We start from the raw sequence: 2,335 nt of genomic DNA, 5'->3' as shown, positions 1-2,335 counted from the left end.
TCAGAGGCCGGGCCGGGCGGCATTTCAAGCCGGCCTTTCATGCCGCAGGCGGCAAGGCTCAGGATAATCAGCAGGGCGGCGATTCTGGACATGTTCGGGGCGCTGTCAGCGAAGAGCGGGATGGTAGCACACGATGGATGACAAGGAATTCAACACCCTGGCCGAGGCGACGCTGGCCAGGATCGATACGGCGCTCGAAGCCAGCGGCGCTGACGTCGACTGCCAGTTGGCGGCGGGCGGCGTGCTCGAAATCGAGTTTGACGACGGAAGCAAGATCATCGTCAATCGCCACGGCGTCGCTCGGGAAATCTGGGTCGCCGCCCGCTCGGGCGGCTTCCATTTTCGCTGGGATGGCGCCGTCTGGCGCGACACCCGCGATGCCGCCGAACTGATGGAAAAACTGTCGACGCTCGCCAGTCAGCAGGCCGGCGAGATTATCGAACTGCGCTGATCAGTCGGCCGGCGGGGTGCTGAGGTCCGGGGTCGGTAGCGGAACGACAGTCTGCGCTTCTTCTTCCGGTAGTTTCTCGTTGGCGGCATTCTCGGCGTAGATGTAGCTTCGCTCCCGGCCTTCGCCAGAGGCAATTAGCCCGTCGGGAACCGGCGGGAGGAGCATGGGCACATCCTTCAATGCCCGGCTCATGTAGCCAATCCAGATCGGCAACGCCGCGGCGCCCCCGGTTTCCCTGTCGCCGAGCTTTCTCGGCTGGTCAAAGCCGATCCAAGCGCAACCGCTAACCGTCATCTGGTAGCCACAGAACCAGGCATCCAGATACTCGTTGGTCGTTCCGGTCTTGCCGGCCAGATCCTGGCGTTTCAGGATGGCCGACGCCTTGGCTGCCGTGCCGAAGAGGGTGACGTCGCGCAGCATGGCGTCCATCATGAAGGCGTTGCGCGGGTCGATGACACGGGCTTCCTCATTGCCAGCCTCAGTCGCTGCCGAGAGGGCTAGCACCTGATTTCCGCCGTCACGAATTTCGCGGACGACAAAAGGATTGATCCGGAAACCGCCGTTGGCAAAGACCGAATAGGCCGTCACCATCTGCCACGGCGTCACCGACCCGGCACCAAGGGCCATGGTCAGGTAAGGCGGGTGCTTGGCAGCATCGAAGCCAAAACGTGCCGCGTAATCTTGAGCGTAGTGTGTGCCGATAGCCTGCAGGATGCGAATCGAAACCATGTTTTTCGACTTGGCCAGCGCCGTGCGCATGCGCATCGGGCCTTCATACTTGCCGTCGTAATTGTGCGGCTCCCAGGCGGCCGCGCCGGTCTGGCTAGCCGGGATGACGATAGGTTCGTCGGCGATCACGCTATTCGGGCCGTAACCTTTTTCCAGTGAAGCGGAATAAATGAAGGGCTTGAAACTGGAGCCCGGCTGCCGCCAGGCCTGGGTGACATGGTTGAACTTGTTGCGGTTGAAGTCGAAACCGCCAACCAGCGCGCGAATGGCCCCATCTTTCGGGTCGACCGCAACAAAGGCCGATTCGACCTCAGGTAGCTGGCTGATCTGCCAGCCCCCCTTGTCGTCTTTCTGCAGGCGCACGATGGCGCTACGCTTGAGTCGCTTGTTTGGCGGGGCTTTGTCGTCGAGCATCCGGGCAGCGAACTTCATCGCATCGCCGGTCAGCATGACAACTTCTCCGCCCTTGCGATAAACCTTGATGTGTTTGGCGTCGGCCGCCAGAACCAGGCCCGGAATCAAGTCGCCGGCATCCGGAATATCCTGTAGTGCTTCGTCGATCGCCTCGTCCTGATCAGACTTGATATTCTTTGTGTCGAGATAGGATTCGGCGCCGCGGTAGCCGTGTCGCCGGTCGTAGTCCATAACCCCTTTACGCAGGCTATTGTAGGCAGCCTCCTGGTCAGCCTTGACCACGGTGGTGTAAACCTTCATGCCGCGCGAGTAAACCTCTTCCGGGAAGCGCTCGGCCGTAATCTGCCGAGCCATTTCTGCCGCGTATTCCGCGTGGACGGCGTATTCGGCCAATTCACGTTTGACGACGAGGGGTTCCTTGAGGGCTGCTTCGTGCTGCGCTTCGGTGATATGGCCCAATTCGCGCATGCGGCGCAGGACGTAATGCTGACGGAGCCTGGCGCGATTCGGATTGACGATCGGGTTGTAAGCCGACGGCGCTTTTGGCAAACCAGCCAGCATCGCTGCTTCGCCAATCGAAATATCCTTGAGCGGCTTGCCGAAGTAAATCTGGGACGCGGCCGCAAAACCGTAGGCGCGTTGCCCAAGGAAAATCTGATTGATGTACAGCTCGAAAATCTGGTCTTTCGATAGATTGCTTTCTATCTTGAAAGAAAGAAGGGCTTCGTAAAGCTTGCGGGT

The 2,335-nt window shown here is 60.3% G+C and carries 3 protein-coding genes; 1 reads left to right on the top strand and 2 read right to left on the bottom strand.

Features of this window, described 5'->3' with window-relative positions; all coding sequences use genetic code 11:
* Nucleotides 1–92: LPS translocon maturation chaperone LptM (gene lptM / locus ADADOO_RS12690; RefSeq protein WP_511277870.1), on the bottom strand; the 92-nt coding region annotated here is incomplete at its 3' end.
* Between the two features lie 41 nt (nucleotides 93–133).
* Between lptM and cyaY the strand changes: the two genes are divergently transcribed.
* Nucleotides 134–451 (top strand): iron donor protein CyaY, encoded by a 318-nt coding sequence (cyaY, locus tag ADADOO_RS12685; protein WP_511277869.1) that lies wholly within the window; start codon nucleotides 134–136, stop codon nucleotides 449–451.
* Here the strand turns inward: cyaY and ADADOO_RS12680 are convergent.
* Nucleotides 452–2,335: penicillin-binding protein 1A (locus tag ADADOO_RS12680; protein WP_511277868.1), on the bottom strand; the 1,884-nt coding region annotated here is incomplete at its 5' end.

Source organism: Azonexus sp. (genome assembly GCF_036170495.1).
GTDB lineage: Bacteria > Pseudomonadota > Gammaproteobacteria > Burkholderiales > Rhodocyclaceae > Azonexus.
Note: the sequence above shows the minus strand (reverse complement) of the source record. Positions and strands in the feature narration are given on the sequence as shown.

What these genes read in the sequence shown, in the direction of transcription:
- cyaY (WP_511277869.1), top strand. Translation starts at nt 134, where the DNA reads ATGGATGACAAGGAATTCAACACCCTGGCCGAGGCGACGCTGGCCAGG.